Genomic DNA, 24,277 nt, shown 5'->3' on the forward strand with positions numbered 1-24,277 from the left:
AGGAGGAACGACATGGACCTGATCATTTTCCTGATCGTCGGCGGCATCATCGGCTGGCTGGCAAGCATCGTGATGCGCACCGACGCGCAGCAGGGCATCATCCTGAACGTCATCGTCGGCATCGTCGGTTCGTTCATCGGCGGCGTGCTGTTCGGCCGCACGCTCGGTGGCGGTGGCCTCGGCGGATGGATCAGCGCCTTCCTGGGGGCGGTCATCCTGCTCGCGATCGTCAATCTGGTGCGTCGCGGCGCGGTACGCTGATCTAGAGTTCAGCTCTCGAAAGAAAGGGCCGTCGGAGCGATCCGGCGGCCCTTCTTCTTTGTTTATTGCAGTTCGAACGTAACCGAAACGCTTACCGACAGGCGCTGCTCGCCCGCTTCAATCGACGTGTCGGCCATCTTTTCCGCTCGCATCGCCATCATCGGCACCGGGCGCGGACCCGGATCGAAGCTGCCTTCGCTGATCGACACGATCCGCTTGATGCTCAGCCCGGCCGCCTTGGCGTAGAGTTCGGCGCGCGCCTTGGCGTCCGCAATCGCCTTCACCCGCGCCTGATCGAGCAAGGCTTCGGGATGATCGACCGACAGGTTCGGCCCGTTGATCTGGTTGGCGCCGGCCGCGACCAGCGCGTCGAGGATCGCCCCTGCCCGCTTCACGTCGCGGAAGCGGATGATCAGCTGGTTCGATGCCTGATAGCCGGTGATGACTGGGGGCTGGTTCTCGGCATATTTATACTGCGGCTGCAGGCCGATCGAGCTGGTCTGGATATCGCGATCGGCCACGCCGGCCTTCTTCAGCGCAGCGACGGTCGCCGCCATGCGCTGCGCATTTTCGGCCATCGCCGCGGCGGCGGTGGGTGCCTGCGTCACCACACCGGCGCTGATCGACGCGATGTCGGGGGTGGTGCTGACTTCCCCCGTCGCGACGATATCGAGGCGCGTTCCCTGAATTGCGGCGGCGGCGGGCTCCTGCGCGCTGGAAATCGCCGGCACCGAAGCTGCTGCCATCAGGATCGCCAAACTCTTCATCTTCATTCCTGTCTCCTGTCCGTACCGGTTGTTTCGCGCATTGCCGCGACAACACGGCACCTGTATGACGCTGTGTATCGGCGGGACTGCATGGAAGCTGAACGCCGGCCTTGCCAAAATTGGTCCGGATTGCGCCGAAGTTGCCCAATCGTTCCGATCCCGGCTTGAGCCAGGTGACATATTAAGCTAATACAGTTCCAATTGGGGGCGGAGGGCCGCTCCAAAGGTCCGCAAGCAGAAAGAAGATGGGGATGAACGTCGAGACCGGCATCCATCAGGATGCGCCCGAATATAGCGCCTATGCATGGGATGAAGAGCGCGCGGCGAAGCGCCGCCGCCTGATCCTGATCGGTGCGGTGGCTGTCGCATTGATCGCGGCGCTGCTGGTGGCGAAAATGGTCTTCGGCGGAAAGAAGCCCGCGGCTGCGCCCGATACCGCGCCCGTCGTCACCGTCATCGTCCCCGGCAAGACCGAAGTCGCCGCCACGATCGCCGCCAACGGCACGCTCGCCGCCAAGCGCGAAATGCCGGTCGGCGTCGCCGGCGAAGGCGGCCAGGTGAAGGCCGTGCTGGTCGAACCGGGGGACTGGGTGCAGGCCGGGCAGGTTCTCGCCACGATCGAGCGTTCGGTCCAGTCGCAGCAGGCAAGCTCACTCTCCGCCCAGGTGCAGGTCGCGCGCGCCGATGCCGATATCGCCAAACTCGAATATGAACGCGCCCAGGCGCTCGTTTCGCGCGGCTTCATCTCGAAGGCGGATCTCGATCGCCGCGCCGCGACCCGCGACGCCGCGATCGCGCGCGTCTCGGTCGCGCAGGCCCAGCTTGGGCAGCAGCGCGCGACGATCGGTCGTCTCGACATCCGTTCGCCCGCCGCCGGCCTCGTGCTGACCCGCGCGGTCGAACCGGGCCAGGTGGTCGGTCCGGGCAATGGCGCGCTGTTCCGCGTCGCCAAGGGCGGTGAGATGGAAATCCGTGCGGCTTTGGCCGAACAGGATCTCGCCCGCCTCAAGGTCGGTTCGACCGCAACGGTTACCCCGGTCGGCTCGGCGCAGAAGTTCGCCGGTTCGGTGTGGCAGCTTTCGCCCATCATCGACGCGACCACCCGTCAGGGCGTCGCGCGCATCCAGCTCGCCTATAATCCGGCGCTGCGCCCCGGCGGTTTCGCCGCGGCGGAGATCGTCGCGGGCAAGGGCATCGCCCCGCTGCTGCCCGAAAGCGCGGTGCTCAGCGAGCCCAAGGGCGGCAACTTCGTTTACGTGATCGAGGGCGGCAAGGTCGTGAAGCGCACCGTCAAGGTGGGCGATGTGTCCGATGCGGGCGTCTCGGTCCTGTCGGGTCTGAACGGCAGCGAACAGGTCGTCTATTCGGCCGGCGCCTTCCTCAACCCCGGCGACAAGGTGAAGCCGGTCGTCAAGACCGACAAATAAGGCGCCAGTCATGGGCTTCCGCAACATATCCGCCTGGGCGATCCGCAACCCGGTCGCGCCCATCGTCATGTTCGTCGCGCTCACGCTCGCGGGCATCATCAGCTTCATGCGGATGGACGTGAACCAGCAGCCGGACATCAGCTTCCCGGCGGTCGCTGTCGAAATCTCGCAGCCGGGCGCCGCCCCGACCGAGCTGGAAATGCAGGTCACGCAGCGCGTCGAGGCCGCCGTTCGCAGCATCAGCGGCGTCGACGAACTGTCGTCCTACATCAGCGAAGGCAATTCGCGCACGGTTGTTCAGTTCAACATCGGCGTGCCGGTTGATCGCGCGACCAACGATGTCCGCGACGCCGTCTCCAACATCCGCTCGCAGCTGCCCGAAGGCATTTTGGAGCCGCAGATTTCGCGCCTCGAAATGGATGGCGGCCCGATCGCCTATTTCTCGGTCGAAGCCGTCGACATGACGCTCGAGGAACTCAGCTGGTTCGTCGACAACACGGTCGCGAAGACCCTGCTCAACGTCACCGGCATGGCGCAGGTCCGCCGCGGTGGCGGCGTGAGCCGCGAGATCCGCGTGATCCTCGATCCCGCCAAGATGCAGTCGTTCGGCATCACCGCAAGCCAGGTCAACGCCCAGCTGCGCCAGGTCAACGTCAACGCCGCTGGCGGCCGTGCGGAGATCGCCGGTTCCGAACAGGCCGTGCGCGTGGTCGGCAATGCCGAAAACGCCTATTCGCTCGGCGAAAAGCTGATCACCCTGCCCTCCGGCCAGACGGTTCGCCTGGCCGACATCGCCGAAGTGCGCGATCGCTATGCCGAGCAGCGCAACGTTTCGAAGATGAACGGGCGGCAGGTGCTCAGCTTCGCGATGGTCAAGGCGAAGGGGTCTTCGGACGTCACCGTCTATGACAATGCGATGAAGAAGCTCGACCAGCTTCGGAAGCAATATCCGAAGGTCAAGTTCACGCAGCTCTACACCAGCGTCGATTATACCAAGCAGCAGTTCCATTCGGCCATCGAAGCGATGATCGAGGGCGCGGTGCTGGCCGTCATCGTCGTGTTCATCTTCCTGCGCGACTGGCGCGCGACGGTGATTTCGGCGCTCGCCATCCCGCTGTCGGCGATCCCGGCCTTCTGGTTCATGGATCTGCTCGATTTCACGCTGAACAATGCCAGCCTTCTCGCGCTCAGCCTCGTGGCCGGCGTGCTCGTCGACGATGCGATCGTGGAGATCGAGAATATCGTCCGACATATGCGCATGGGCAAATCGGCCTATCAGGCGTCGATCGACGCCGCGGACGAAATCGGTCTCGCGGTGCTGGCGACGACGATGTCGATCGTCGCGGTCTTCCTGCCCGTGGGCGTGATGCCAGGCGTCTCGGGTCAAATCTTCAAGAGCTTCGGCCTGACGGTCGTGATCTCGGTGCTGCTCAGCCTCGCGGTCGCGCGCCTCATCACGCCGATGATCGCGGCCTACTTCCTGAAGGCCGAGGGTGCGAAGCCGCATGGCGATGCCAAGTGGATCGACGGATATCTGCGCATCCTGCACTGGTCGCTCGCCAATCGCTGGAAGACGATGGGCATTGCCGGCCTCTCGCTGGTCGCCACCGTCGTGGCGTTCATGACCCTGCCCGTCACGCTGCAGCCGCCGCTCAATCTGGACTCGAGCCAGGTGAAAATCTCGATGACGCCGGGCACCACGCTCGAGCAGACCGAGGCGGTCGCCGAAAAGGCATCGGCCATCCTGCGCAAGCAGCCTGAGGTTGTGGCCGCCTTCGCCGACATCAACGTCGGTAGCGGCGACATCTTCCTCACGCTCAATCCGGATCGGAAGCGCACGAGCACCCAGTTCGAACGCGAACTGGCCCCGGCCCTGCGCGAAATTCCCGATGCCCGCGTGACCTTCCAATCGCAGTCGGGTGGTCTGGGTCGCGACATCACCTTCATGCTCGCCGGGGACGATCCCGATAAGCTGTACAAGCACTCGCTCAAGATCGTCGACGAGATGAGCAAGCTGAAGGAGCTGCGCGCGCCGCGTCTCGAAGGCGATACGCCGCGTCCGGAAATCAACATCCATCCGCGCTTCGATCTTGCCGCGGACATGGGCGTGACGACGGCGGCGCTCAGCCAGACGATCCGCATCGCGACGCTGGGCGACATCGATCAGAACGTCGCGAAATTCTCGCTCTCCGATCGCCAGATCCCGATCCGGGTGTCGTTGAACGAGGATTCGCGCAAGAGCCTGGCGACGATCCAGAACCTGCCTGTTCCCACCGCGCGGGGCGGATCGGTGCCGCTGAAGGTCGTCGCCGACGTCACCTTCGGCGCCGGCCCGTCCGAACTTCGCCGCCAGAACCAGAACCGCCGCATCGTGATCACCGCCGATCTCGCGCCGGGCGTGGTCGAAGCGCAGTCGAAGATCGATCAGTTGCCGTCGGTCAAGAACCTGCCCAACGGCATCAACCGCGTCTCCTTCGGCGATCAGAAGATCATGGCCGAACTCGCCGTGAACTTCGTGATCGCGGTGATCTCGGGCGTACTGCTCGTGTTCGCGGTGCTGGTGCTGCTCTACAAGCGCGTCGTGCCGCCGATGGTGAACATGAGCGCGCTTCTGCTGGCCCCGCTGGGTGGCGCGATCGCGCTCCACCTGACCGGCAATGCGCTGTCGATGCCGGTGTTCATTGGTCTGCTGATGCTGTTCGGCATCGTCGCCAAGAACTCGATCCTGCTCGTCGACTTCGCACTGGAGGAGATGGACAAGGGCGTGCCGAGGGACGAAGCGATCATCGATGCGGGCCACAAGCGCGCGCAGCCGATCGTGATGACCACGGTCGCGATGGTTGCGGGCATGCTGCCCGTCGCCATGTCGATCACCGGCGATGGAAGCTGGCGTGCGCCGATGGGCGTCGTCGTGATCGGCGGCCTGATCCTGTCGACCCTGCTCACCCTCATCATCGTTCCGGCGGGCTTCAGCCTGGCGGTCGGGATCGAGCGGCGCATCGGCGGCTGGCTAAGCCGCAAGCTGATCGTCGGCGGCAAGGACGGCCCGGTTCCGGCGCCGCATCATCCCGCGGAGTGAGAGATACCGATCGCGCCGATTAAACCCCTGGGTTGAACTATCGGCGCGATCGGCCATTTTCGAACCATGAACCTGCTCAAGACGACCGGCCTCGACCGCTTCAACCCCGCACAGGGGGGCGTACGCGGCATGCGGATCGTCGCGACCGGCCTGCTGATCCTGATGGCCGCCATCTACATCGCCGCGCGCGGGCGCGAACTGGACGGCGGGCATGACGTCTGGGGCTATGTCCGCGCCTTCGCCGAAGCGGCAATGGTCGGCGGGCTGGCCGACTGGTTCGCGGTGACGGCGCTGTTCCGCCACCCGCTTGGCCTCCCCATCCCGCACACGGCGATCATTCCGCGCAACAAGGATCGGATCGGATCGAGCCTAGCCAACTTCCTGCGCGTCAACTTCCTGACCGCCTCGGTCGTCGCGCGGCGGATGGTGAAGGTGGATGCGGCGGGCGCTATCGGGCGCCTTCTGGCCAACCCGCCCAAGAGCGGCCGGATGCGCGAAGGCGTCGGCCGCCTGATCGCGACGATCCTCGAATCGCTGGGTGACGAGCGACTCGGCGCGATGGTCAAAAGCGGCCTCGCCAACCGGCTGCGCGAGTTCGATGTCAGCCCCCTGCTCGGCCAGACACTGTCCGCCGCGATCGTCGAGAACCGCCACGCCGAAATGCTCGACGGCCTGATCCAGTGGGGCAGCCGCGTCCTGCTCCACAATGAAGGCGTGATCCATGACATGGTGCAGGCGCGCACTGGCAAGTTCATGCGCTGGACCGGCCTCGACGAGAAACTGTCGACCGCGATCGTCGAAGGGCTCCACAAGCTGCTCGACGATATGGCGACCGATCCGCACCACCCGCTCCGCCTGAAGGCGCAGGAGGGGCTGGAGACTTTGGCCTTCAACCTCCAGAACGATCCCGACACCCGCGCAAAGGTCTCCGCGCTCAAGGCCGACATCATCGACAGTCCGGCGGTCGCGGCGTGGATGGACCGGCTGTGGCAGGGCGCCCGCACCCGCATGATCGCCGCCGCGCGCAATCCGGAGGTCGTGACCGGCGGCCAGATCGGCGAGGCGCTGCGTCAGCTGGGCTCTACCCTGCAGACCGACGCCGCACTCCGCCGCACGATCAACCGCTTCACACGCCGCGCGGTCGTCGGCCTCGTCGCCGATTATGGCGACAGCATCGTCACGCTCGTATCGGACACGATCCGCAGTTGGGATGCGGGCACCGTGACTCGCCAGCTCGAAAATGCCGTGGGCCGCGATCTGCAGTATATCCGGGTCAACGGCACCCTGGTCGGCGGCCTCGTCGGCCTCGGCCTCCACGGCCTGTCGCAGTTACTCTGAACCACCCGTCATCCCGGCGGAGGCCGGGATCTCAGGAGTTTTGAAGACCGGCTAGCCGCGAGAGCCGCCTGAGATCCCGGCCTCCGCCGGGATGACGATTTTGGGACAACCGCCACGGCTGCCGACCGTTGTCGCGCCCTGCCCCGGCTGATACCTCAAGCCCATGTGGCGTAAACTCACAGCGCAGGTCTCGCCCGAGGACGGGCGCCGCTTCCTGATCGCCTATTCGGTGTTCCTGGCTTTATTTCTGCTCGTTCTCGGCTGACGGCGCTTCGTGGTGCTGCGACAGGATCGGCAGCATGTCGCCGGTCGGATCGTGCGCGAAGGGCACCTCATGCTCCGGAAGCTCGGCCTCGCCGCACGCCTTGTGCAGCCGCCAACCGGTCCAGGCCGATACCAGGCACATCACCGGCACCAGCAGCAGCGCGTTGAGCACCGAAACGCCGGTCGCCATTACACCCATCACCGCGACGGCGCCGCCCACCATCGCGCCTGAATTGACGATGTTATTGGCGGCGACGGTGCGTGCGGTCTTGTCCTCGCCCACCGTGGTCGTGAGGAAAGCGTAGAGCGGCACGACGAACATGCCGCCGGTCACCGCGACGCCCAGGAGCGCGAGCGCCACGAGCCACGAGCCCGGATGGTGGATGAACTCGACGAGGTTGTAGAGGCGGCCGTCGGTGCGCCCGGCCCAGCCTTCCGCCACGAAATACATGAACAGGACGAAGCCGGCCATCGCGATCACCGATGCGGGGGCGTAGCGCGCCGACACATGCGATCCGAGCAGCTTGTTGATCAGCACCGATCCGATCGCCACGCCGACCGAGAAGATCGCGAGGAACAGGCTCGCCACCTTTTCGTCGGCAGTGAAGACGTTCTTCACCAGCGGCGGGAATTCGATGATCAGCACCGATCCGATCGCCCAGAAGAAGCTGATCGCGATGATGGCCAGAAACAGCCGGCGGACGTGCATCGTGTCCGACACCAGCTTGATCGACGCGCGCACCACGTGGAAGTCGAGCGGTTCGCCCTTGCCAGACGGCGGCGCGGCCGGCACCTGTCGCCCCGCGATCCAGCCCAGCACCGCGACGATCAGAACGCCGGCGGCGGCCGTTTTCGCGCTGATGAAGCCCGCCAGGATCGTGCCCGCCAGGATCGCGATATAGGTGCCCGCCTCGACCAGGCCGGTGCCCGCCAGCACCTCATCCTTTTCCAGATGCTGGGGCAGCAGCGCATATTTGATCGGGCCGAAAAAGGTCGAATGCACGCCCATTGCGAACAGGGCAGCGAGCATCACCGGGATCATCTTCAGCATCAGGCCGGCGGCACCGACCACCATGATACCGATTTCGGCCGCCTTGATGATGCGGATGATCTTCGCCTTATCGCGGCTGTCCGCCAATTGCCCCGACAATGCCGACAGCAGGAAGAAGGGCAGGATCACCAGCGCGGTTGCCAGCGCGGAGAATTTCGCCTCGACCGCCGGATCCGAATAGACTTCGAAGGTGACGAACAGCACCATCGATGTCTTGAACAGATTGTCGTTGAACGCGCCCAGGAACTGGGTGACGAAAAGCGGCAGGAACCGGCGCTGGCCGAGGAGCCGGAAAGACGGGGTCATGCGGAGCTTGGGGCCTTCTATCGTTATCGCCGGCTCGAACGGTTGCGGACATAGCCCAGCGCGTCGGGCGGACCAAGCGCGATATGCGTGACGATGTGATGACACCGGATATGGCGGAAAATCGTTGCGTCCCCGCTTCCTACGGTGGGGGGAAGTGGGTTAGAGGAGACGGCAGATGCTGACATTGCCGAACATCCTGACGCTCTCGCGCATCCTGGCGGTGCCGATCCTCGTATTTCTGTTATGGCCAGGCGCAAGCAAGCTCGAATATGCGATCGCCTTCGGGCTCTATGCGCTGATGGCGATCACCGATTATTTCGACGGTTATCTTGCCCGCGCACAGGGGACGGTGTCGAAACTCGGCGTGTTCCTCGATCCGATCGCCGACAAGATCATGGTCGCGGCCGTCATCGTGATGCTGGTCTTCACGCGCGACGTCTCGGGCTATCATACGATCGCGGCGCTGATCATTCTGTTGCGGGAGATCACGGTGTCGGGGCTGCGCGAGTTCCTCGCCGGCCTGCAGATTTCGGTGCCGGTCAGCCAACTCGCCAAGTGGAAGACGACCTTCCAGCTGATTTCGCTCGGGGCGATCATCCTGGCGGGCGCGCTGCCCGAATGGTCGTGGATCGGCGCTGTCGGGCTGTTCAGCCTGTGGGCCGCCGCCGTGCTGACATTGCTTACGGGCTGGGACTATCTGCGCGTCGGCATCCGGCACATGGATTGATGCGGGTGGCAATCGACCTCCTCTACTTCGCCGGCATCCGCGAGGCGATCGGGTTGAGCGGCGAGCGCGTCGATCCGCCGGCATCGGTGGCCAGCGTCGTCGATCTGGTCGACTGGCTCGTCGCGCGCGGCAACGGCTATGTCACCGCCTTCGCCGATCGCACGAAGCTGCGCGCGGCGATCGACGATCGCTTCGTCGATCTGAACGCGAGCCTTGCCGGCGCGCGCGAAGTCGCTCTGTTCCCTCCGGTCACCGGCGGCGCCGCATGAGCGCGTTGCGAGTGCTCGTCCAGCGCGAGGATATCGACGTCGGGGCCGAACTGGCGCGGCTCGAGGCGCTGGGGGGCGGCGGAATAGCGAGCTTTACCGGGGTCGTGCGCGGCGAAGGGGGCATGGAGATGCTCGAACTGGAACATCATCCGGGCATGACCGAAAAGGTGATGCGCGACATTGCCGAACAGGCCGCCGATCGCTGGTCGCTGGTCGGCGTGACCGTGATCCATCGCTACGGACCTTTGCGCGCCGGCGAGCGGATCGTGCTGACCGCCGCCGCCGCGCGCCATCGCCACGCCGCGCTCGAAGCCTGCGCCTATCTGATCGACTGGCTCAAGACCGAGGCGCCCTTCTGGAAGAAGGAGCATTTCGCCGACGGCCGCAGCGCCTGGGTCGAAACGCGCAAAAGCGACGCGGCGGCAACCGACAGGTGGCGGGCATGACGGCTGGTATCGGAAGTGCCGAACTGGGCGTTCTTCTGCTTGCGACGGCGGACGGCGATCGCGCCGCTTTCGCCGAACTCTACCGCCGGACTTCGGCGAAACTATTCGGCATCGTGCTCCGTATCTTGCCTGAAAGGTCGGTAGCTGAAGACGCGATGCAGGATATCTACGTAAAGATTTGGCGGAATGCCGCGGGTTATGACGCGATGCGCGGCAGCCCGATCGCGTGGCTGGCCACCATCGCGCGCAACGTCGCGATCGACGTTCGCCGCCGCGAACGGCCGGGCAGCAAGATATCGACCGACGAATTCGATTTCGATCTGCTCGCCGACGAAGGCACGCCATCGCCCGAGGCGCTGGCCGCGCTGCGCGTCTGCCTGGAGCGGCTCGACGAGGATCAGCGCCAGCTGGTGCTCGCCGCCTATCTGCGCGGCGACAGTCGCGATGAGTTGGCCGAACGGCTTGGCCATCCCAGCGGCACGATCAAGTCGTGGCTCCACCGCGCGCTCGGCAAGCTGAAGGGGTGCCTCGGTGGCTGAGGATCCCAATCTGATCGCCGGCGAATATGTCCTCGGCACGCTCGAAACCTATGAGCGGCAGGCGGTCGCGCTCGGCATCCTCACCGATCCTGCAATCGCGCGCGCCGTCGCCGAATGGCAATCGCGCCTGTCGCCGGCTTTGCTGACGGCGCCGTCGGTCGAGCCTTCACCCGATCTGTGGCGGCGGATCGAGCGCGCGACGACGGGTGCGACCGTCGCGAACGACAATCGCCCGATGGGCAAGGCGCATCGCCGCTGGCAACTGGCGACGGCCGCCGCCGCAGTCGTCGCGGTGCTGACCTCGGGCCTCGCGCTGCGCGGCCCGATGCTCAGTTCGCCGCCGACGATCACGTCCTCCCCTGCCCCGCTGCAGCCCGGCATCCAGTCGATCGCCGCGCTCAGCGAGAATGGCGGCACGCCTGCTTTGCTTGTCACCTTCGATCAGGCGACGGGGAAGATGAAGGTCATGCCGGTTAACCTGGCGCCGCGCCCCGGCCACAGCCTCGAACTGTGGGCGATCATGGGCAAGGATGCGCCCAAGTCGCTCGGCCTCATGCCCTCGTCCGGCCCGACGACGATGCCCGCGAAGATGCTTGACGGGCGTGATGATGCGACGATCGCGGTCTCGCTCGAACCCGTCGGCGGATCGCCGACCGGCCTGCCCACCGGCCCGGTCCTCTATTCGGGCAGCATGGTGACGATGCCCGTCAGCTGACGGGACATTCTCCACATCGTTTAAATCGGAAATCCGGGTGTCCCCGACGACGAAGCCTGCCCGCGTTCGCGCCGGGGACGGGGGTTAGGGGTACGCAACGCTACTCGCACGGTCGCCCCGGACGGCTACGCCACTGTTCCGGGGGCGGGGGGCAAGAGTCGTTACGCCGCTACGTATGATCGGGTTGCAGCGGATGCAGGGAAAATTAAAATATTTTTGGCGGCTTTCCGCCAAAGCCGGTCAGGACGCGCCCTGCCCCGCCTCCCGCAAGGCATCAGCCAGCAGACGGAACTCCTTTTCACGCGGACTGCCCTTGCGCCAGGCGAGCGCGATCCGGCGTGACGGATGCTCGGCATCCAGCGGCCGCGCCAGCACATGCGTATTGTCGAGGATGCCCGCATCGAGCGCCATCGCAGGCAGCAGGGTGACGCCCAGCCCGTTGTCGACCATCTGAACCAGCGTGTGGAGCGAGGTGCCGAGCATCGCCGCCTCCGCCCGCAATTCGGGTCGGTTGCACGCCGCCAGCGCATGATCCTTCAGGCAATGCCCGTCCTCGAGCAGCAGAAGCCGGCTTTCATCGATCGCATCGGCGCTCAGCACCGGCGAATGATCGATCTTCTCATCCTCGGCAAAGGCGACGAACAGCCGGTCGAGGAACAGGTCGACGCTCTCCACGTCGCCGCAATGATAAGGCAGCGCCAGCAGCACGCAGTCGACATGCCCGCGGTGGAGCGAATCGCACGCCGCGCCCGTCGTCTCCTCGCGCAGATAGAGCTTCAAGTCGGGCCATTCGTTGCGCAGCTTCGGCAGGATACGCGGCAGCAGGAAGGGTGCGATCGTCGGGATCACGCCCATCCGCAGATCGCCCGACAACGGCTTGCCCGCCGCGCGCGCCAGATCGCTCAGTTCCTCGGCCTCGCGCAGCACGCGTTGCGCCTTGTCGGCGATCCGCAGACCCAGCGGCGTGAAGCGCACCACGCGGCGCGTGCGTTCGACCAGGGTGATCCCGATCAGCGACTCCAGTTCGCGCAACCCCGCCGACAGGGTCGATTGGGTGACGAAGCACGCCTCCGCCGCCTTGCCGAAATGGCCGTGATCCTTGAGAGCCACCAGATATTGCAGCTGCTTGAGGGTCGGGAGATAGGTTGCCATTCATCGCCTCTATCGATCAATGGAGGCGAAATAATCAATTTGTCGTGCGAAAGCCACCCTGCCATCACACCGTCACCAATATCCGTCACGCCGCACCGGCAAATCACATAAAGGAGCTTCGACATGGCGCTTACCGTTGGCGATGAATTCCCCTCGTTCGTCCTGCCCGTTCAGCAGGGCGTGGCTGCGCTCCCGGCCGGCGAGACGATCGACACCGGCGAGACCGGCGGCAAGTGGAAGGTCGTGTTCTTCTGGCCGAAGGACTTCACCTTCATCTGCCCGACCGAAATCATCGGCTATGGCGAACTGAAGAACGATTTCGCGGATCGTGACGCGGTGCTGATCGGCGCTTCGACCGACACCGATTTCGTCCACTTCGCGTGGCGCAAGTCGGACGAGCGTCTGGCCAACTGCGATTTCCCGTGGATCGCGGACAACCAGAAGAAGCTGGCGAACGCGCTCGGCATCGTCGACAAGGATGCGGGCGTTGCCTATCGCGCGACCTACATCGTCGATCCGCACAACATCATTCAGCACGTCACCGTGAACGGCCTCAACCAGGGTCGTAACCCGGCCGAGGCGATCCGCGTTCTCGACGCGCTGCAGACCGACGAACTGTGCCCCTGCAACTGGAGCAAGGGTGACGAGGTTCTCAAGCCCGCCGCCTGAGCCCCTTACAGGCGGCCAGCCTGCGTCTCCCCCTAAGGGGCGCGGGCGCAAGAAGGGCGCGGAGGGCATCAACCTCCGCGCCCTTTTTCTTTCTCAGATCGAAAAGGAACGACCGATGTCGCTCAAGACCTTCGCTGACGCGCTTCCCGATTATGCCAAGGACATCCGGCTGAACGTCGGCTCGCTCCTCAGCGATCAGACGCTGGGCGACCAGCGCAAATATGGCCTGTTGCTCGCCTGCGCGCATGGCAGCGGCTACAAGCCGATCGTCGACGCCGCAGAGGCCGAAGCCGAAGGCAAGCTTTCGCCCGAAGCCGCCAACGCCGCGCGCGCATCGGCCGCCGTCATGGCGATGAACAACGTCTATTACCGCTTCGTCCATCTCGCCTCGAACAAGGAATATGGGCAGATGCCGGCGAAGCTGCGCATGAACGTCATCGGCAATCCCGGCATCGAAAAGGACGATTTCGAGCTGTTCAGCCTCGCCGTCTCCGCCATGAACGGCTGCGGCATGTGCATCGACGCGCACGAAAAGGTGCTGCGCCAGCACAATGTCGCTTCGGACGTGATCCAGACCGCGGCCCGCGTCGGCGCGATCATCAAGGCCGCCGCCACCGTCCACGCGACGGCGGTATGACCATCGGTCACTCGTCTCTTTCTAGGAGAAAAAGAGGCGAGTGACAAAATTAGGGACTGACGGGTGCCGGCGTTTCCGGCTTGGGTTTGGTCGATGCAGGGTCGACATTAGTCGCAGTAGCCTCTGCACGGGCCGAAACAAGCGTACTCAACTGGGTCTGGAGCACCTTAACCTGCTCTTTTAGGAAATCAGTATCGGCCCCCTTCTGCTTCATCTGGGCCTGATAATCGGCAATCTGTGTTTTTTAGATCCGATACCGCGCGATCGATATTGGATCTCAAATCTGACGGGTCGACCTTTTGCTTGTCAACCGCGTCGTTTACGAGAGTCAACCCTCGATAAAAAGAACAAACTTGATGATATTGGTTCACATCCATGATCATCTGATCGACGCTATATGTCGATATATTCATACTATTCTTAGCTAAAATTTGCAACTTTTGGCGATCCCTCTCATTCTGGATAGCATGATTGACAGTGGCAGATACGATATTCCGATAAACTTCGGCATTAATGTGCGCACGACTTGCGCTGGTTGTGGTAGCAATTCCGGATAGAATGCTTTTCGATAACTCGCCCGATACAATCGTGCTGGCAGCCGCAAAGCCGCTGGTGAGGATACTCAGCGACGCATTAACTGTCGCTTCGTTTGCGGCGAAACGGCCCATTTCCGTCGTACATACGTCATCCGCATGCTTGATGAGAATAGATGTGAGCCGATTTCTCTGTATTCCCGCGACATCTGCGACAGCCAGTGCATAAGCTGTCTTGCCGTCTTCGGGTATTTCTTTCCCGCGCATGCTATCTTCTGGAAAACGAAAGCAGTCGAGATTGATTGCGCCTGAGCGTGTGTCGTCATTCAATCGGTTGGCATTCTTATCGCTTGGCGACGATAATCGACACTGCTTGTCTTCGATTGCATATCTGGAATAATTTGCGACCGTACGGGGGTCAACGCGCGACTGCGCTTGAAGGTATGTACATCCTGTTGACAAAGAAATCCCGGACAGCAAGATCCCTATCTTCATAAAATTCATGATAGAATTAAGGTTTTTCATGCCCACACCCCAATGTCTGCATGAAAGCAATTTTATCACGAAACTAAGATTACCCTTATAAAGTGCATCCATTTCCGGTCATTTTCACAATCGTAAAGCTTCGCTTGATCCTTAGATCGAGAACATGGAACCCTTTCAAGCGGCGGGCGTCGTCCCTATAATATTCCCTCATAAAGGGAACCGCACGAAAGACGCGCGCATGTTTGATGGCCTCATTTCCTATCTGGATTCGATCAAGGCCCGCGATCCGGCGCCGCGCTCGCGCTGGGAAATTCTGCTTTACCCCGGTGTACTGGCTGTTGGCCTTCACAGGGTTGCGCACTGGCTGTTTCAGGCCGAGCTCTATTTCCTCGCGCGGCTGATCAACCACATCTCGCGCGCGTTGACGGCGATCGATATCCATCCGGGCGCGCAGATCGGGCGAAACTTCTTCATCGATCACGGCTTCGTTGTGATCGGCGAGACGGCGATCGTCGGCAATGACGTCACCATGTATCAGGGTTCCACCCTTGGCGGCACCAACCCGACCAATGGCGCTGGCGGCAAGCGCCATCCCACGATCGGCGATGGCGCTATTATCAGCCTTGGCGCGGCTGTCCTTGGCCCGCTCACAATCGGCGCACGGGCGCGCGTCGGCGCCAATGCGGTCGTCACGAAGGACGTGGCGGAGGGCCAGGTGGTCGTCGGCATCCCCGCCAAGCCGATGCTGGTCGACGCCACCGAGTTTCAGCGCAATTTCGTGCCTTATGGCACTCAGTGCAGCGAGCGGTTCGATCCACAGACCCAGCAGCTCGAAATCCTCAAGTGCGAGCTTGAGACGATGCGCAATCGCCTCTCGCAATTGATCGAGGAACGCGACGCCAAGGCGGAGGCTGCCAAGGATCGTGACTGCGCCTGATGGGCGTCGTTACCCCGTTTCCCGGATCACCCCAGCAGGTCGGCTTCGATCGGCAGGAACTGGGCCGCATCCTCGATCTCTACGGCCGGATGGTCGCCGCCGGCCACTGGCGCGACTACGCGATGGACCTTGGCCGCGACGCCGCCTGTTTCGCCGCCTTCCGCCGCACGGCCGAGCGCCCCGAAATCCGCATCGAGAAACGCCCAGTGTTGCGCAACCGTCAGGGCATGTGGACCCTGTTCGGTGAAAATGGTGTGATCCTGAAGCGCGGGCACGAACTCGGCCCGGTTCTGGCGCCCATCGAGCGGCGGCTGATGAAGCTGGTGGCCGAATAACGCCGAACCGCTCGTATCGAGCGAAGTCGAGATACGTTCACGCGCGCCCGACTTACGTGTCTCGACTTCGCTCGACACGAACGGTGTAAAAGATCAGTCGTTCTCGATCCGCGCGAGCAACACACCTTCCCTGACCTGCCCGCCCTCGACCACCGACAGATCGACCACCGTCCCGTCGAACGGCGCGGTCAAGCTGTGCTCCATCTTCATCGCCTCGATCGTGACGATCTTCTGGCCCTTCTCGACCCGATCGCCATTGGCCACGGCGAGCGCGATGACCTTGCCCGGCATCGGCGACAGGATCGCGCCATCGCCGGCCCCTGCCCCGCCCGCGCCATCGACGCGCCAGCGGGCGAGTTTCCAGACCTGACCATGTTCAGCGATCAGGATCGAATCCGAAGGATCGCCGCCCGCCTGCCCGTCGAAGGCAATATCGATCGGCCGCCCGTCGAGCAGAAAGCGCCCCTGCTCGTTCATCGCCCGATTGAGCCGGAAGCCACCCAACCCGTTGCCGCCCGCGACCGCCGCAGCCGCATCGGCCAGCGCATCGAGCGACGGCGTCGCAGGCGGCATTAGCGTATCGCCTTCGCGCGCGATCAGGCCGGTATCGACATTGCCCTCGATGAAATCGGGATGCTCCAACGCCTGCACCAGAAAGCCCGCATTGGTGCGCACCGGCCAGATCGCGCTGTGATCGAGCGCGGCGGCCAGCGTCTCCCGCGCTTCCTCGCGATCCTCGCCCCAGGCGATCATCTTGGCGATCATCGGGTCATAATGTGGGGAAACCGCTGCGCCCCGCTCGACCCCGCTGTCGATCCGCACATCATCGCCCAGTTCGAACAGATCGAGCGCACCGATCGACGGCAGGAAGCCCTTGGCCGGATCCTCGGCATAAAGCCGCGCCTCGATCGCCCAACCGTCGATCTCCAACTCGTCCTGTTCGAGCGGCAAAGACTCGCCCGACGCGACCAGCAACTGCCACTCGACCAGATCCTGCCCGGTAATCTCTTCGGTCACGGGATGCTCGACCTGAAGCCGCGTGTTCATCTCCATGAACCAGATGCGGTCTGCGCGCAGCCCTTCGGAGGCGTCGGCGATGAACTCGATCGTCCCCGCCCCGACATAGTCGACCGCCCGCGCCGCCTTGACCGCCGCCTCGCAGATCGCAGCGCGGGTCGCATCATCCATCCCCGGTGCGGGCGCTTCCTCGATCACCTTCTGGTGGCGGCGCTGGAGCGAACAGTCGCGCTCGAACAGGTGAACGATATTGCCGTGGGTGTCGCCGAACACCTGCACCTCGATATGGCGCGGGCTCAGGATATATTTCTCCAGCAGCACCCGGTCGTCGCCGAACGAAGCCGCCGCCTCGCGCCGGCACGATGCCAGCGCCTCGGCGAAGTCCGCTGCGGCATCGACCCGCCGCATCCCCTTGCCACCGCCGCCCGCGACCGCCTTGATCAGCACCGGATAGCCGATTGCATCGGCCTCGGACTGCAATCGCACTTCGGACTGTTCATCGCCCAGATAGCCGGGCGTGGTCGGCACGCCCGCGTCCTGCATCAGCCTTTTGGCCGCATCCTTGAGGCCCATCGCGCGGATGCTCGACGGCTTCGGCCCGACCCAGATCAGCCCCGCTGCGATCACCGCCTCGGCGAAATCTGCGTTCTCCGAAAGGAAGCCATAGCCCGGATGAATCGCCTCCGCAGCCGTAGCCTTGGCCGCCGCGATGATCTTCTCCCCGACCAGATAACTTTCGCGCGCCGGCGCCGGCCCGATATGCACCGCCTCATCGGCCTCGCGCACATGTAGCGCTTCGGCATCGGCATCCGAATAGACCGCAACCGTCGCGATCCCCATCTCACGCGCGGTGCGGATGATCCGACAAGCGATCTCGCCGCGATTGGCGATCAGGAGTTTATTGATCATCGCATCACATCCTGAACACGCCGAAGCGCGCGTTTTCGGGGATCGGGGCGTTCAGCGTGGCGGCGAAGGCGAGGCCGAGGACGTCGCGGGTCTGGGCGGGATCGATGATGCCGTCATCCCAAAGGTGTGATGTCGCGTAATAGGGATTGCCCTCATCCTCATATTTCTGGCGGATCGGGTTCTTGAAGGCTTCGGCCTCCTCCGGGCTCCAGCGATCGGCATCGCGGTGGACAGTGGCGAGGACCGAGGCCGCCTGCTCGCCGCCCATCACGCTGATCCGCGCATTGGGCCAGCTGAACAGGAAGCGCGGCGAATAGGCCCGCCCGCACATGCCGTAATTGCCGGCACCGAAGCTGCCGCCGATCAGCACGGTGATCTTGGGCACCTGCGCGGTCGCGACCGCCGTGACCAGCTTCGCGCCATGTTTGGCGATTCCCTCGGCCTCATATTTGCCGCCGACCATGAAGCCCGAAATATTCTGGAGGAACAGCAGCGGCACTCGCCGCTGGCAGGCGAGTTCGATGAAGTGCGCGCCCTTGACCGCACTCTCGCTGAACAGAACGCCATTATTCGCGAGGATCGCGACCGGCATGCCCCAGATATGCGCGAAACCACAGACCAACGTGGTGCCGTAGAGCGCCTTGAACTCGTGAAACTCGGATCCATCGACGATCCGCGCGATCACCTCCCGCACATCATAGGGCGCGCGGACATCGTCGGGGACAACGCCGTAAAGCTGCTCGGGAGGAAACAGAGGCGCACGCGGTTCACGCATCGCAATGTCGGGCGTGCGGTCGAGCGGGATCGTGGCGACGATATCGCGGACGATCGACAGCGCATGTTCGTCATTGTCGGCGACATGATCGACCACGCCGGATTTGCGCCCGTGCAGGTCGCCGCCACCCAGATCCTCGGCCGAGATCACCTCGCCCGTCGCGGCCTTCACCAGCGGCGGGCCGGCGAGGAAGATCGTGCCCTGATTACGCACGATCACCGTCTCGTCCGACATGGCCGGCACATAGGCGCCCCCCGCGGTGCAGCTTCCCATCACGCAGGCGATCTGCGGGATACCCTTTGCGGACATGTTCGCCTGATTGAAAAAGATGCGCCCGAAATGCTCGCGATCGGGGAAAACCTCGGCCTGATGCGGCAGGTTCGCGCCGCCGCTATCGACCAGATAGATGCACGGCAGGCGGTTGGCCTCGGCAATCTCCTGCGCGCGGAGATGCTTCTTCACCGTCATCGGATAATAGGTGCCGCCCTTCACGGTCGCGTCGTTGCACGCGATCATCACCTGACGGCCCGAAACCCGCCCGATCCCGGCGATAATCCCCGCACCCGGCACCTCGTCTCCGTAGAGGCCGTTCGCCGCGAGTTGCCCAACTTCGAGGAAGGGCGAACCTGGATCGAGCAGCCGCTCCACCCGGTCGCGCGGGAGCAGCTTGCCGCGCGCCGCATGCCGTTCGCGCGCCTGCCCGCTGCCGCCCAGCGCCGCATTGGCGACCCGCGCGCGCAGATCGTCGGCCAGCCCGCGATTATGCGCGGCGCGCGCAAGGAATTCGGGCGAGGCCGGATCGAGCGAGGTGCCGAGGATCATGCGCCGATCAACTCCCGCCCGATCAGCATCCGCCGGATCTCATTGGTGCCCGCACCGATATCGAGCAGCTTGGCGTCGCGCATGAAGCGTTCGACTGGCCAGTCCTTCGTATAGCCGGCCCCGCCCAGCGCCTGCACCGCCTCCAGCGAGGTCTTCATCGCATTCTCGCTCGCCAGCAGGATCGCGCCCGCAGCGTCGAAGCGCGTCGTTTTCCCCGCGTCGCAGGCCTTGGCGACCGCATAGACGTAAGCCCGCGCCGAATTGAGCGCGACATACATGTCGGCGATCTTCGCCTGCATCAGCTGAAACGCGCCGATCGGCTTTCCGAACTGCTTGCGCTCGCGAACATAAGGCAGGACCACGTCGAGACACGCCTGCATGATGCCCAGCTGGATGCCCGACAGCACGGTCCGTTCATAATCCAGCCCCGACATCAGCACGCCGACGCCGCCGTTGAGCGGCCCCATGACGTTCTCTTCCGGCACCTCGCAATCGTCGAACACCAGTTCGGCGGTCGGCGATCCGCGCATGCCCATCTTGTCGATCTTCTGCCCGATCGAAAAACCCTTGAAGCCCTTCTCGATCAGGAAGGTGCTGATCCCCTTCGATCCCTCGCCCGTCTTGGCATAGACGACCAGAACGTCGGCATAGGTCGCGTTGGTGATCCAGAATTTCGTGCCGTTCAGGATGTAGCGATCGCCCTTCTTCTCGGCCTTGAGCTTCATCGAGACGACGTCGGATCCCGCCCCCGCCTCGGACATCGCCAGACTGCCGACATGCTCGCCCGACACCAGCTTGGGCAGGTAGCGCGCCTTCTGCTCCGCGGTCGCCCAGCGGCGGATCTGGTTCACGCACAGGTTCGAATGCGCGCCATAGCTTAGGCCGATCGAGGCCGATGCGCGGGCCACCTCCTCCTGCGCCACCACATGCTCGAGATAGCCGAGGCCAAGGCCGCCATCGGCCTCTTCGACGGTGATGCCGTGCAGGCCCAGCGCGCCCATTTCGGGCCACAGATCGCGCGGGAACCAGTCCTCGGCGTCGATCTTCGCCGCGATGGGTGCGATCCGGTCGGTCGCGAAGCGGGCGGTGGTGTCGCGGATCATCTCGGCGGTCTCGCCAAGGCCGAAATCGAACGGAGCGGTGGTCATCGCATCCTCTCTTCCATTCTTATGATTGCGGCGAAGGTAGCGCCGCGCGGCGATCGACGGAAATTGAAAGATATGCGCCGACATCATAGACTGCATCTATGATCGACCGATATCTGTTGCGGTACTTCCTCGCCGTGGTCGACAACGGCACCTTCTCCCGCGCGGCGGAACAGAGCAACGTGTCCCAACCCACCTTGTCGGTCGGGATCGCCAAGCTGGAAAGACTGATCGGCGCATCTTTGTTCCATCGATCGAGCCAGCGTGTCCACCTCACTGACGCAGGCACCCGCCTCCTGCCGCACGCCCGCGCGATCGAAAGCAGCTTCCAGCTTGCCCAGCAATCGGTGGTCGTCGCGGAGGCGCCGGCCGTGCTGCGCGTCGGCATCCTCACCTCGATCCCGATCGTCGCCATCGCCGCCGCAGTCGCCGATGCGCACCGGATCGATCCCAAGGCGCGAATCGAACTGGTCGAAGGGAATGAGCGCCAGTTGACCCAGCATTTGACGCGCGGACGCGTCGATCTGGCCGTCACCCTCGTCAACCGGGGCGGCGATCGCTTCGTCGAGGAGCCGTTATATGAGGAAGGCTATGCCCTCGCCCTCCCCGCCCTGCACCCGCTGGCCGCGCAGCCGCAGATCGCGGGTGAGGCATTGGCCGACAACGTCATGATCGTCCGCCGCCATTGCGAGGCGCTGCCCGAAACGAGCCGCTATTTCACCGATCGCGGCGTGCGCCCCTTCTTCGCGCTGCGCACCACCAGCGACGACAATGCGATCCGCATGGTCGCCGCCGGCCTGGGCGTTACGGTGATGCCCGACGGGTTCACCGCGCCCGGCGTTGTCCGCCCTCGGCTCGCCGGCTTCGATCTGCGCCGCACCGTCGGCATCGCTTATGGCGGGCGGCATGAGGCGATGCGCTTCAGCCGGCCGACCTTCGTCAGCGCGCTCTATTCGGTGCTTCGCCGCACGCGCGGGGGCGATACGATCCCGCTGGCCAAGCTGCCGCCGCTCGATAAGATGGGGCGATAAGCCATAGAAGAAAGACCGGACTCCATGAACAAGATGATCCTCGCCGCCGGCACCGCCGCGATGGTGGTGGCCGCCGCGACCGCGCCGCTGGGCGCGGCCCCCGCGCTGCCCGCCAATCCGCTGCTCGCCGAATGGACCGGCCCGAACGGTGGCGTCCCGGCGTTCGACAAGGCGAAGGTGTCCGATTTCAAGCCCGCGATCGAGGCCGGGATCGAGGCGCAGTTCAAGGAAGTCGACGCGATCACGGCCAATCCCGCCGCGCCCACCTTCGACAACACGATCGTCCCGCTCGAAAAGGCCGGCCGCCCGCTCAGCCGCGCGCTGACCATCTTCTTCGTCTATTCGTCCAACCTCTCCAGCCCCGAATTCCAGAAGGTGGAGGAAGAGGTCATGCCGAAACTGGCGGCCGCGCAGGACCGGCTGATCCAGAACGCCAAGCTCTTTGCTCGCATCGACGCGATCTACAATTCGCCCGACAAGGCGAAGCTGACCCCCGAACAGCAGCGCCTCGTCTGGAAATCGTGGAACGACTTCAACCAGGCCGGCGCGAAGCTCAGCGCCGCCGACAAGGCGATCCTGTCGACCTACAATCAGAAGCTCGCCGCGCTCTACACCAAGTTCGCGCAGAACCAGCTGGCCGATGAGGAGAATTACGCCCTCGTCCTCGATAACAAGGATCAGCTGAGGGGACTTACCGACGCGCAGATCGCCGCCGCATCGGCCGATGCCGAAGCACACAAGCTGCCCGGCAAATGGCGCATCGCCAACACGCGATCGGCAATGGAGCCCTTCGTGACCTACGCGACCGACCGCGCGCTGCGCGAAAAGGGTTGGCGCATGTGGGTCAGCCGCGGCGACAACGGCAATGCCAACGACAATAATGCGCTCGTCGTCGAAATCCTGAAGGTCCGCGCGCAGAAGGCGAAGCTGCTCGGCTATCCCACCTATGCGCACTGGCACCTGGCCGACACGATGGCGAAGACGCCCGACAATGCGATGAACCTGCTCATGCGTGCGTGGAAACCCGCGGTTGCGCAGGTCCATGCCGACGTCGCCGAGATGCAGAAGATCGCCGATGCGGACAAGATCACGATCGAGCCGTGGGACTACCGCTTCTATGCGGAAAAGCTGCGCAAGGCGAAGTACGACCTCGATCTGGGTGAGGTGAAGCCCTACCTCCAGCTCGATCATGTCCGCGACGCGATGTTCATGGCCGCGGGCAAGCTCTACGGCTACAGCTTCGCGAAGGTCGACGGCCTGCCCGTCTATCACCCCGACGTCACCGTCTATGAGGTGAAGGGCAAGGCCGGCAATCACATCGGCTATTGGTATTTCGATCCGTTCGCGCGCGCCGGCAAGCAATCGGGCGCGTGGATGAACGCCTATCGCGAGCAATCGCGTGTCGATGGCGACGTGCCGACGATCGTGTCGAACAATTCGAACTTCATCCCCGGCGGCGCGGGGCAGCCCACGACGATTTCGTGGGACGATGCCGCAACCATGTTCCACGAATTCGGCCACGCGCTGCACGGGCTGAGCGCGAACAGCACCTATCCGTCGCTGTCGGGCACGAATACGGCGCGCGACTTCGTAGAATTCCCCAGCCAGGTGAACGAGAACTGGTTCTCGACGCCTGAGGTGCAGGCGATGCTCGTCAATGCGAAGGGCGAACAGATTCCGGCCGAACTGCTCGCCAAGATCAAGCGCGCGCAGACCTTTAACCAGGGCTTCAGCGTGGTCGAGACTCAGGCGAGCGCGATCGTCGACATGAAGCTGCATCTGGCGGGCGACGCCGCGATCGATCCCAAAGCGTTCGAAAAGGCGACTCTGGCCGAAATCGGCATGCCGAAGGAAATCGTGATGCGGCATCGCATCCCGCAATTCGGCCATATCTTCGCCGGCGAAGGCTATGCGGCGGGCTATTACGGCTATCTGTGGGCCGAAGTGCTGGCGACCGACGCCTATGAAGCGTTCGGCGAAGCGGGCAGCCCCTATGATCCCGCCACCGCCAAGCGATTCCACGACACGATCCTGTCGGTGGGCAATACGGTCGATCCGGCGCAGGCATTCCGCAATTTCCGGGGCCGCGATCCGAAGGTCGCCGCCTGGCTGCGCCACGAAGGCTTCCCGGTTACGGAGGAATAAATCACTTTAATGACAGGTTGGGCGTCGGGTGGGGTTGACCCCCCGCCGCCTCTCCCCTAATCGCCCCGTCACCGATCGACGGCCCCATCGTCTAGCGGTCTAGGACGTCGCCCTTTCACGGCGAAAACACGGGTTCGAGTCCCGTTGGGGTCACCACCACGGTTCAGGCTTTCGACAGCCCAGATCGGTCTATCCTGCGCTTCGATATGGCCAGAACGCCGGTTCACGCGGCGCGGAACGGAGGAGCGATTCCCGATGATGAAACCCGCAATCATCCTGACGGCGCTGCTGCTCGCCGGCTGCAACCAGCCCGCACCGCAGGCTCCCCCTTCAAAGATCGGCCGTTATCAGGTCGTGATCGGCGATGGCCCTTACGAACCGAGCCTCTACGTGCTCGACACCGTCACCGGCATGATGCGGATGTGCAAGAAGGCCGTCGGCAAGAACAGCCGCGATCTCGAATGCGGCAAGCCGGTCAGCGCCAGGCCGTAACGG

At 64.0% G+C, this 24,277-nt stretch carries 23 protein-coding genes and 1 tRNA gene; 17 read left to right on the forward strand and 7 right to left on the reverse strand.

Annotation, left to right across the window (positions count from 1 at the left end; translation table 11 throughout):
- Positions 1–12 precede the first annotated feature (12 nt).
- The gene (locus EOD43_RS10685) at positions 13–261 is read left to right on the forward strand and encodes a GlsB/YeaQ/YmgE family stress response membrane protein (protein WP_127743618.1); all 249 of its coding nucleotides are present in this window, start codon (positions 13–15) and stop codon (positions 259–261) included.
- 62 nt (positions 262–323) lie between these two features.
- Here the strand turns inward: EOD43_RS10685 and EOD43_RS10690 are convergent, their stop codons facing one another.
- Positions 324–1,034, reverse strand: a complete 711-nt coding sequence (locus EOD43_RS10690; RefSeq protein ID WP_127743620.1) for an SIMPL domain-containing protein — start codon at positions 1,032–1,034, stop codon at positions 324–326.
- A gap of 245 nt (positions 1,035–1,279) precedes the next feature.
- Here EOD43_RS10690 and EOD43_RS10695 point away from each other — a divergent pair, with 245 nt between their 5' ends.
- The 3 genes from EOD43_RS10695 (at position 1,280) to EOD43_RS10705 (ending at position 6,872) form a co-directional block, all read left to right on the forward strand.
- On the forward strand, positions 1,280–2,455 hold the full coding sequence (locus tag EOD43_RS10695) for an efflux RND transporter periplasmic adaptor subunit (protein WP_127743622.1): 1,176 nt from the start codon (positions 1,280–1,282) through the stop codon (positions 2,453–2,455).
- A gap of 10 nt (positions 2,456–2,465) precedes the next feature.
- Complete coding sequence (locus tag EOD43_RS10700) at positions 2,466–5,534, forward strand: efflux RND transporter permease subunit (RefSeq protein ID WP_127743624.1); 3,069 nt, start codon at positions 2,466–2,468, stop codon at positions 5,532–5,534.
- 66 nt (positions 5,535–5,600) lie between these two features.
- Positions 5,601–6,872 (forward strand): DUF445 domain-containing protein, encoded by a 1,272-nt coding sequence (locus EOD43_RS10705; protein WP_127743626.1) that lies wholly within the window; start codon positions 5,601–5,603, stop codon positions 6,870–6,872.
- A 241-nt stretch (positions 6,873–7,113) separates the two neighbouring features.
- Here EOD43_RS10705 and EOD43_RS10710 read toward each other — a convergent pair whose 3' ends face one another.
- Positions 7,114–8,493 (reverse strand): MFS transporter, encoded by a 1,380-nt coding sequence (locus tag EOD43_RS10710; RefSeq protein ID WP_127743628.1) that lies wholly within the window; start codon positions 8,491–8,493, stop codon positions 7,114–7,116.
- Between the two features lie 175 nt (positions 8,494–8,668).
- Here EOD43_RS10710 and pgsA point away from each other — a divergent pair, with 175 nt between their 5' ends.
- The 5 genes from pgsA to EOD43_RS10735 are packed head-to-tail and all read left to right on the forward strand — an operon-like array spanning position 8,669 to position 11,189.
- On the forward strand, positions 8,669–9,220 hold the full coding sequence (pgsA, locus tag EOD43_RS10715) for a CDP-diacylglycerol--glycerol-3-phosphate 3-phosphatidyltransferase (protein WP_127743630.1): 552 nt from the start codon (positions 8,669–8,671) through the stop codon (positions 9,218–9,220).
- Between the two features lie 5 nt (positions 9,221–9,225).
- Complete coding sequence (locus tag EOD43_RS10720; protein WP_127743632.1) at positions 9,226–9,489, forward strand: MoaD/ThiS family protein; 264 nt, start codon at positions 9,226–9,228, stop codon at positions 9,487–9,489.
- Positions 9,486–9,935 carry a molybdenum cofactor biosynthesis protein MoaE gene (locus EOD43_RS10725; protein WP_127743634.1) on the forward strand — a complete coding sequence of 150 codons (450 nt, stop codon included), beginning with the start codon at positions 9,486–9,488 and terminating at the stop codon, positions 9,933–9,935. The genes EOD43_RS10720 and EOD43_RS10725 overlap by 4 nt, the downstream gene beginning before the upstream one ends.
- Positions 9,932–10,474, forward strand: coding sequence for a sigma-70 family RNA polymerase sigma factor (locus tag EOD43_RS10730; protein WP_240653150.1), 543 nt, complete (start codon positions 9,932–9,934; stop codon positions 10,472–10,474). Before EOD43_RS10725 ends, EOD43_RS10730 begins: the two co-directional genes overlap by 4 nt.
- Complete coding sequence (locus tag EOD43_RS10735) at positions 10,467–11,189, forward strand: anti-sigma factor (RefSeq protein WP_127743636.1); 723 nt, start codon at positions 10,467–10,469, stop codon at positions 11,187–11,189. Before EOD43_RS10730 ends, EOD43_RS10735 begins: the two co-directional genes overlap by 8 nt.
- Before the next feature lie 240 nt (positions 11,190–11,429).
- Here EOD43_RS10735 and EOD43_RS10740 read toward each other — a convergent pair whose 3' ends face one another.
- Positions 11,430–12,341, reverse strand: coding sequence for a LysR substrate-binding domain-containing protein (locus EOD43_RS10740; protein WP_127743638.1), 912 nt, complete (start codon positions 12,339–12,341; stop codon positions 11,430–11,432).
- 123 nt (positions 12,342–12,464) lie between these two features.
- Between EOD43_RS10740 and EOD43_RS10745 the strand changes: the two genes are divergently transcribed.
- Both EOD43_RS10745 and ahpD read left to right on the forward strand, forming a co-directional pair.
- Positions 12,465–13,010, forward strand: coding sequence for a peroxiredoxin (locus EOD43_RS10745; protein WP_127743640.1), 546 nt, complete (start codon positions 12,465–12,467; stop codon positions 13,008–13,010).
- 115 nt (positions 13,011–13,125) lie between these two features.
- Entirely contained in the window at positions 13,126–13,647 is a 522-nt protein-coding gene (gene ahpD / locus EOD43_RS10750; protein ID WP_127743642.1) for an alkylhydroperoxidase, AhpD family, read from the forward strand.
- 188 nt (positions 13,648–13,835) lie between these two features.
- Here the strand turns inward: ahpD and EOD43_RS10755 are convergent, their stop codons facing one another.
- Positions 13,836–14,705 (reverse strand): hypothetical protein, encoded by an 870-nt coding sequence (locus EOD43_RS10755; RefSeq protein ID WP_164857189.1) that lies wholly within the window; start codon positions 14,703–14,705, stop codon positions 13,836–13,838.
- Between the two features lie 199 nt (positions 14,706–14,904).
- Here EOD43_RS10755 and epsC point away from each other — a divergent pair, with 199 nt between their 5' ends.
- Complete coding sequence (gene epsC / locus EOD43_RS10760; RefSeq protein WP_127743646.1) at positions 14,905–15,603, forward strand: serine O-acetyltransferase EpsC; 699 nt, start codon at positions 14,905–14,907, stop codon at positions 15,601–15,603.
- The gene (locus tag EOD43_RS10765; RefSeq protein WP_127743648.1) at positions 15,603–15,938 is read left to right on the forward strand and encodes a DUF2794 domain-containing protein; all 336 of its coding nucleotides are present in this window, start codon (positions 15,603–15,605) and stop codon (positions 15,936–15,938) included. The genes epsC and EOD43_RS10765 overlap by 1 nt, the downstream gene beginning before the upstream one ends.
- Before the next feature lie 93 nt (positions 15,939–16,031).
- Here EOD43_RS10765 and EOD43_RS10770 read toward each other — a convergent pair whose 3' ends face one another.
- The 3 genes from EOD43_RS10770 to EOD43_RS10780 are packed head-to-tail and all read right to left on the reverse strand — an operon-like array spanning position 16,032 to position 20,609.
- Positions 16,032–17,864: an acetyl/propionyl/methylcrotonyl-CoA carboxylase subunit alpha gene (locus EOD43_RS10770; RefSeq protein ID WP_127743650.1), complete on the reverse strand. Its 1,833-nt coding sequence runs from the start codon at positions 17,862–17,864 to the stop codon at positions 16,032–16,034.
- A gap of 4 nt (positions 17,865–17,868) precedes the next feature.
- Positions 17,869–19,461: a carboxyl transferase domain-containing protein gene (locus tag EOD43_RS10775; protein ID WP_127743652.1), complete on the reverse strand. Its 1,593-nt coding sequence runs from the start codon at positions 19,459–19,461 to the stop codon at positions 17,869–17,871.
- Complete coding sequence (locus EOD43_RS10780) at positions 19,458–20,609, reverse strand: isovaleryl-CoA dehydrogenase (RefSeq protein ID WP_127743654.1); 1,152 nt, start codon at positions 20,607–20,609, stop codon at positions 19,458–19,460. Before EOD43_RS10780 ends, EOD43_RS10775 begins: the two co-directional genes overlap by 4 nt.
- A 98-nt stretch (positions 20,610–20,707) precedes the next feature.
- Between EOD43_RS10780 and EOD43_RS10785 the strand changes: the two genes are divergently transcribed.
- The 4 genes from EOD43_RS10785 (at position 20,708) to EOD43_RS10800 (ending at position 24,274) form a co-directional block, all read left to right on the forward strand.
- Positions 20,708–21,637 carry a LysR family transcriptional regulator gene (locus EOD43_RS10785; protein WP_127743656.1) on the forward strand — a complete coding sequence of 310 codons (930 nt, stop codon included), beginning with the start codon at positions 20,708–20,710 and terminating at the stop codon, positions 21,635–21,637.
- A 24-nt stretch (positions 21,638–21,661) separates the two neighbouring features.
- On the forward strand, positions 21,662–23,782 hold the full coding sequence (locus tag EOD43_RS10790) for a M3 family metallopeptidase (RefSeq protein WP_127743658.1): 2,121 nt from the start codon (positions 21,662–21,664) through the stop codon (positions 23,780–23,782).
- 80 nt (positions 23,783–23,862) lie between these two features.
- Positions 23,863–23,938 (forward strand) — tRNA-Glu (locus EOD43_RS10795).
- 99 nt (positions 23,939–24,037) lie between these two features.
- The gene (locus tag EOD43_RS10800; protein ID WP_127743659.1) at positions 24,038–24,274 is read left to right on the forward strand and encodes a hypothetical protein; all 237 of its coding nucleotides are present in this window, start codon (positions 24,038–24,040) and stop codon (positions 24,272–24,274) included.
- Positions 24,275–24,277: the final 3 nt, after the last annotated feature.

Source organism: Sphingomonas crocodyli (assembly GCF_004005865.1).
In the GTDB taxonomy this organism is placed as follows: Bacteria; Pseudomonadota; Alphaproteobacteria; order Sphingomonadales; family Sphingomonadaceae; genus Rhizorhabdus; species Rhizorhabdus crocodyli.